5 protein-coding genes are annotated in these 6,285 nt (G+C 67.1%); 2 read left to right on the top strand and 3 right to left on the bottom strand.

The window, feature by feature from the left end:
• Positions 1-492: 492 nt before the first annotated feature.
• Together CCR94_RS16750 and CCR94_RS16745 are read right to left on the bottom strand one after the other, a co-directional pair.
• Positions 493-1,437, bottom strand: a complete 945-nt coding sequence (locus CCR94_RS16750; RefSeq protein WP_104508989.1) for a crotonase/enoyl-CoA hydratase family protein — start codon at positions 1,435-1,437, stop codon at positions 493-495.
• 311 nt (positions 1,438-1,748) lie between these two features.
• Entirely contained in the window at positions 1,749-3,368 is a 1,620-nt protein-coding gene (locus CCR94_RS16745; RefSeq protein ID WP_158254803.1) for a RecQ family ATP-dependent DNA helicase, read from the bottom strand.
• 193 nt (positions 3,369-3,561) lie between these two features.
• Between CCR94_RS16745 and CCR94_RS16740 the strand changes: the two genes are divergently transcribed.
• Together CCR94_RS16740 and CCR94_RS16735 are read left to right on the top strand one after the other, a co-directional pair.
• Positions 3,562-3,951, top strand: a complete 390-nt coding sequence (locus CCR94_RS16740; RefSeq protein ID WP_104508987.1) for a c-type cytochrome — start codon at positions 3,562-3,564, stop codon at positions 3,949-3,951.
• Positions 3,952-4,070: 119 nt separating this feature from the next.
• Positions 4,071-4,565: a GNAT family N-acetyltransferase gene (locus CCR94_RS16735; protein ID WP_104508986.1), complete on the top strand. Its 495-nt coding sequence runs from the start codon at positions 4,071-4,073 to the stop codon at positions 4,563-4,565.
• 59 nt (positions 4,566-4,624) lie between these two features.
• Here CCR94_RS16735 and CCR94_RS16730 read toward each other — a convergent pair whose 3' ends face one another.
• Complete coding sequence (locus CCR94_RS16730; RefSeq protein ID WP_104508985.1) at positions 4,625-6,217, bottom strand: DUF1963 domain-containing protein; 1,593 nt, start codon at positions 6,215-6,217, stop codon at positions 4,625-4,627.
• Positions 6,218-6,285 lie beyond the last annotated feature (68 nt).

The raw sequence follows: 6,285 nt of genomic DNA, 5'->3' as shown, positions 1-6,285 counted from the left end.
TCCGCACCCCCGCGCCTCACCCGTCATAAATCTCCACCTCGCCTCAATTCAGTCGAATTCGAGTCCATATCACCTCACATGGTGTCATCGCGCATTTGCGGCGGACCGGCAAATGGTTGGCGCCCCTGCCCAATTCTTGATCATGTCCACGCGACATGCACCCAATTGGAGCGGTCCTGCACGGATTTTGAGATTGGCGTTTGCTGTCACAAATCCTAAATTTTTGGAAAGAAAACGGAAAATTAAGTCTCGCGTTGTTAACCTCTCGTTACGAGTGGTTTCCTCGATCACGTGGAGTGAGAAACATGGTCACCGCTCTCAAGGTTGAAATCGTCTCGATCTGCGCCGCCTTCGCCTTCATGACGGGCGTGCTCGCCGCGGTGTGGTGAGCGAACCGGGCGGCGGATCGCGCCCGAGCTGACAGTCGCGGCGCGCTCTCGGCGGGAGCGCGCCGTTTTCGTCAGGCGCGCGGCCAGGACTCCGTCGCGCGGCTCATTTGAACCGCTCGGTCGAGGTCTGGCCGAACAACCGGTCCTGAGCCAGCGCCAGCATCTCCATCTTGCGCAGGTTGATCGGCGCCAGATCCATCACCGAATCCACCCAGATGTCGGTGATGTCGCGAAGTTCCTGTAGCGTCAGCGGCGCGACGCGGCGCCGCACTTGCCCCATGGCGACCAGCAGTTTCTGGCGCTTGGAATGCTCGGCGATATAGGCTTGCGCCCGCGCCGCGCCCTCGCCCTTTTCCGCGAGGATGTCGATCAGCCCCATGTCGAAAAACTCTTCGGACTTGTACATGCGGCCGCTCAGCATCATTTTCTCGGCCCGCGCGCCGTCGAGGCGGCGCGCCAGCAGGCTGTAGGCGCCCATGCCGGGAAAAGTGTGGAACAGCGCCTCGGGAAAGCCCAGGTTGATCCCGCGTTCGGCGATGATGATCTGGCAACTCAGCGCCGCCTCCAGCCCGCCGCCCAGCGCATCGCCCTCGAGCAGCGCGATCGTGACCACGGGCGCGTCGAAGCCGTGATAATTGTTGTGGATCGCGTCGCAGCACGCGTAGGCGTAGGCGCGCAACGAGGCTTCGTCGCGGGCGCGCACGCGGTCGAGAAAATAGCCGAGATCGCCGCCCATGTTGAACACGCCCGGCCGCTGCGAGCTTCCGACCAGGAATTTCACCGGCGTCTCGCCCGCTTGCGCTTGCGCGCGCACATCATCGGCGAGCGCGTTGAGTTCGCGCAGCATTGGCAAGGTCCAGCTCACGGAATTCTCATGCCGCATCGCGCACCAGACCGCGCCATGGTCCGGGTCGAAATGAACGTCGAGGGTCGCGCGCCTCCGGTCGAGCCAGGCCGGCGCCAGACCCTTGCGCGCCAAAATTGGGGCGGTCACGCCTTCGAGCGGCGTCGCCGAAGGAAGCGATGAAAAATCGACCATTTTTGTCATTGCCGAACGCTCCTCAAGCGGCGCTGGCCTCGCAACGCCTTCCTCAACGTCATCTGCCAGATCACTGGATGCATCGGGACACCAGATCGGTAAAACCTCACACCCTTACGCAACTGTCATGCCTCAGCTTAATCGCTCAAAGATGGCGTGAATGTTACGTTTCCGCTCGAATTCCTGATTTTGTAAGCATGCTTTACATTCTCTTCCTTTCACAATTTCAGTCAGATAAGAATTGCCTTGCCATTCGATGCGGCGCCCGAAAACACGCGAAGGTTGCGCGCGTTGGTTCGTCCGTTGGCCCGGACGCAAGTTCAGTCGTCGCTCCGCCGCGCGACCTCCAGCAGCGCCGCGCCGTGGCGCGCGAGCAGCCCGGTTTCATCGCCGGCGCGCGCCAGCAGGACAGCAAGGCTTTCCGGCGGCTCGACGGCGAGCCGCGCCAGTCCGGCTTCGCCGATCAGACGCGCGGGCGCGACGCTCAAGCTTCGCGCCAGCCGGTTGCGCGCCTCGCGCAGTCCGCGCAACCGGCGCGCCTCGACCACGGTGAGCGCGGCGACCTCCAACAGCGCGGGCTCGGACTCGCCAAGGCAAGCTTCATCCGCCGGCTCGGGCGCCGGGGGCGCAAGCGCGGGGGCGGTCCAGCGGCCGATGGCGCGCGCGGCCAGCCGTCTGACGCCTGCCCGCGCCGCCTCCGGGACGCCGCGCAAGGCGCGGACCGCGCCGCCAAGCGCGCCGCGCCGGCAATTGTCGCATTGCCCGCAGGGCGGACAGGCTTCGCCGAGCGGCGCCAGCAGCGCCTGTTCGCGGCAGCCGGTCGTCACGAAATAATGCGTCAGCGCCTCGGCCCGCTCTCCGGACGCCGCGTCGATCCGGGCGATCTCCAGCCGGGCGTCGCGCAGCGCGGCGAGGCGGCGCGGATCGAACAGCGCGATGGCCTCGGCCGGCAGCCCGTCGCGCCCGGCGCGGCCGGTTTCCTGATAAAGCGTCTCGATATGGTCCGGCAGGCCGGCATGGATGATGTAGCGCACGTCGGGCTTGTCCACGCCGAGGCCGAAGGCGACGGTCGCGACCATCACGCCATCCGCGCGCGCCACGAATTCGTCCTGCCGCGCCTCGCGCGCCTGCGCCGGCAGTCCCGCGTGATAGGCGGCGGCCGGCAGCCCGGCCTCGACCAGGGTCGCGGCGACGGACTCGGTCTGGCGGCGCGACGCGCAATAGACGATGCCGCATTGGCCGCGCCGCGCCGCGACCAGTTCAACGATGCGGCGGGAGGGATCGCCGGCGCAGGACTCGACCGACAGGCTGATGGCCTTGCGCCGAAACGAGCCGAGGATCAGTTTTGGCGGGCGCGCAAACAGTTTGGCAACGATCTCGTCGCGCGTGCGCGGCGCGGCCGTCGCGGTGGCCGCGAGCATCTGCGAGACGCCCAGCGCCGCCGCGGCTTCCGCGATTCGGCCATAGTCCGGGCGGAAATCGTGGCCCCATTGCGAGACGCAATGGGCTTCGTCCACAGCCATCATGCGCGCGCCCGCATCTCTCAACCTCGCGCGCGACTCGGGGTCGGCCAGGCGCTCCGGCGAGACATAGAGCAGGCGCAAGTCGCCCTTGGCCAGGGCGCGGCGACAGGCTGTCGCTTGCGCCGGGTCCTGGTCCATATGCAGCGCGCCCGCCGCCAGCCCGCGCGCGCGCAGCTTCGCCACCTGATCGCGCATCAGGGCGATCAGCGGCGAGACCACCAGACAAAGGCCGGGCCGGGTCAAAGCCGGATATTGATAGATCAGGCTCTTGCCGCCGCCCGTCGGCCAGAGCACGAACACGTCCTCGCCCGCCAGCGCGGCGGCCACGGCCTCGCGCTGCTGGGGCAGGAAATCGTCGAAACCGAAGCTTTCCCTTAAGGTTCGCCGCTCGCGGTCAAGATCGAACGCCTCCGCCATCGCGCCTCCCTTCGGTCCATGCCTGATTTTTAGGCCGAATGCCGCGAAAGTACAGGGCATCTAGGCGAAACGCCCGATTGTCAGCGGCGCCGTCTGGTCCTATTTAGTGCGTGCGCTGGAGATTCCATGCGGGTAACCCACGGTCATTTGCGCCGGTCAGGACGTTCGGTCCCGAGATAGGAAGGAAACAAGAATGAAACTCATTCACGCTTTGTCGGCCGCGGCCGTTCTCGCCTTCGCCTCTTCCTCGGCTTTCGCCGCCGGAGATCCCGACGCCGGGCAAAAGGTCTTCCTGAAGTGCGCCGCCTGCCACAAGATCGGCCCCGGGGCCAAGAACGGCGTCGGCCCCTCGCTCAACGGCATCGCCGGCCGCAAGAGCGGCCAGTCCGAAGGCTTCACCTATTCGGACGCCAACAAGAATTCGGGCATCACCTGGGACGAGGCCACCTTCAAGGAATACATCACCGCGCCGCAGAAGAAGGTTCCCGGCACCAAGATGACCTTCCCCGGCCTGCCGGCTGAAGGCGACCGCGACAACGTCTGGGCTTACATTTCCCAGTTCAAGGCCGACGGCTCCAAGTAAGCCGCGACAGCGCGCTTCGACACTGCGCCGGGCGTCCTCGCGGACGGCCGGCGTTGTTTTTTGCGCCGGATAGGGTAAACCCGCGCCCCAAGGAACTCGCGCCCAAGGACAGACCGCGCATGACCGAATTGTCGCTCGCCTTCGCCTTGCAGACGCCCGCCGATCTGCCCGCCATCCAGAAGCTGGAGGAGCGCGCCTTCGGCCCCGGACGTTTCGCCAAGACCGCCTATCGCCTGCGCGAAGGAGTCGCGCCCGAGCTGTCGCTGTCCACCATCGCCCGCATCGGCGGCATGCTGGTGGGCGCCTGCACCCTGACCCGAATCGCCATCGGCGGCGCCCCCGCCCTGCTGCTCGGGCCTCTGACTGTCGAGGAGCCCTTCCGCGCGCGCGGCGTCGGCGAGGCGCTGGCGCAAAGATCGCTCGACGCCGCCAAGGCCGCCGGACATGGTTTGACGCTGCTGGTCGGCGACCCGCCGTTCTATGAGCGCCTCGGCTTCGTCCGCGCCGGCTTCGGGCAGTTCGTGTTTCCCGGTCCGGTCGATCCCGGCCGCATCCTGTTTTTCGAATTGCAGCCCGGCGCCCGCGAACTGCGCGGCCTCGTCACGTCGGGCTAGCGTTTTCAAGCGAAGTGGATGCCGGTTCGCGTCAAGAAAACGCGTGAAAACAAAATGCTCTAATCGGAGATCTGCGAGCGCAGCCGCGTAAAATCGCTCTGCGTGAGCGCGCTGTCGTCGATCACCGCCGCGAGCGCGCCATCGGCGCCGAAACGCCATTTGAGCAATTCGCTGGAGGCGAATTCGACCAGGACGGTTTGGCTGTCCGGGTTGAAGCCGGCGATGTCGCGGAACGGCCTATGCCCCATGCCGCTCATTTCATGCGCGGCGAGGTCGCGCCAGCGCGCTTCGAACCAGACGCGCTGCGCCTCCGGCAGGACGTCGGGATCGGCGCACCAGGCGTGTTTGGCCCAATCCTCGCGCAACGTCTCATAATCGTGGACGAACAGGCTGGCGTCGGGCCGATGCGTGGTGAGCGGCAGGCGCGTCACCAGCACCCTTTCGGCGCCGGGGCCGCGTTCGGGATCGGGCGCGCGCTCGACATGGATAAGTTCGATCGCCCGCGCCTGCGCCATCAGTTCGGTCGCGATCTCCTGCGACAACGGCTCGCTTTTCTCGCGCTCGCGCCACGTCTCGGCCATCGTCTTGACCTGCTCCAGCGCGGCGTCGAGCGCGGCGATGGCGGTTTTCCAGCCCTCGATGACCTTCGGCAAATCCTCGGTCCTGCGCTGCATTTCGCCGAGCATGGCCCCGGTCATGCCGCCAAGCTCGATCTGCCTGCGGGCGCTGGCGAGCGGCTTCTCGACATCGGGCAAGGACGCCTTGATCAGGGCGCGGCGTCGCGCCATGGCGGCGAGCGCCACGTCGCAGAAGGCGAGCGCGGACGCCCAGTCGAACGGATGATGCTCCGGGCTGGCGAGATCGAATCCGGCGCGCTTGAAGCCATGGCGCGCCTCGTCGGCGCCCTCCGCGCGGCGGGGATCGCCCGCCTGGCCTTCGTCGGCGGCGCTGACGGCGACAATATCCAGCGGCCAGCGCGGAAAGGCGTCGATGCGGCGGGGACCGTCGGCGTCGCCGCTTAAGAGGCCGGACTGCGGCCAGACGCAGCAGGCCCCCGGCGACGGGGCCGGCCGGGGCGCGGCGCGCTCGGCGAAATGCAGCGCGCGCAATTCGCGACCGTCGTGCGGATCGATGAAGAAGGCGAGCCAACCCCGGCGCGGTCCGAGACCATTCCAGATCCCGTCCGGGAGGTCGGCGCAGCAGATCTGGGCCAGGAACAGGCCGCGCCGCCCGGAGAATTTCGGCCAGGGCATGGCGGCCGGCATTTCCGGCTCGCCGCCGAACCAGTTGCGCGCCTTTTCGTCGCGGCGAATCGGCACTTGCGGAACGAGGCGCGCGACGACGCTCTCATAAGCGACGATCTCCTCGACCGGCGCTTCCGCTTGCGCCCCCTCGGGCGCCAGCGCCCTGCGGCGCTCGACTTTTACGGGACGCGAGGCGACGCGACGCTCGACGCGAACGGCGCCGCGCGATGGCGCCAGCACGGCCTCGACACGGGCCGCCGGCGCGAAGCAACGGGGGTCGAGTTCCGGCTCCGCCTCCGGCGCCGGCTCCGTCTTTTCACGGGCGAAATCGCGCAGGGCCAGCCCCAGCAGCGCGAACAGCACGAGAAAGGCCAGATTGCCGACGGTCGGGAAAAAGTCGGAGAACATGATGGAACACTCGATTAACCGGCTTTTCGGTACGTTAAGCGTGTTCCGTTAAGGAAAGGTGGCGGCGA

The organism is Rhodoblastus sphagnicola, assembly GCF_002937075.1.
In the GTDB taxonomy this organism is placed as follows: domain Bacteria; phylum Pseudomonadota; class Alphaproteobacteria; order Rhizobiales; family Beijerinckiaceae; genus Rhodoblastus; species Rhodoblastus sphagnicola.
Note: the sequence above shows the minus strand (reverse complement) of the source record. Positions and strands in the feature narration are given on the sequence as shown.

Excerpts from the sequence above, each read along its gene's own strand:
- CCR94_RS16750 (WP_104508989.1), bottom strand. The coding sequence starts at position 1,437 with ATGACAAAAATGGTCGATTTTTCATCGCTTCCTTCGGCGACGCCGCTC.
- CCR94_RS16730 (WP_104508985.1), bottom strand. The coding sequence starts at position 6,217 with ATGTTCTCCGACTTTTTCCCGACCGTCGGCAATCTGGCCTTTCTCGTG.
- CCR94_RS16735 (WP_104508986.1), top strand. The coding sequence starts at position 4,071 with ATGACCGAATTGTCGCTCGCCTTCGCCTTGCAGACGCCCGCCGATCTG.
- CCR94_RS16740 (WP_104508987.1), top strand. The coding sequence starts at position 3,562 with ATGAAACTCATTCACGCTTTGTCGGCCGCGGCCGTTCTCGCCTTCGCC.
- CCR94_RS16745 (WP_158254803.1), bottom strand. The coding sequence starts at position 3,368 with ATGGCGGAGGCGTTCGATCTTGACCGCGAGCGGCGAACCTTAAGGGAA.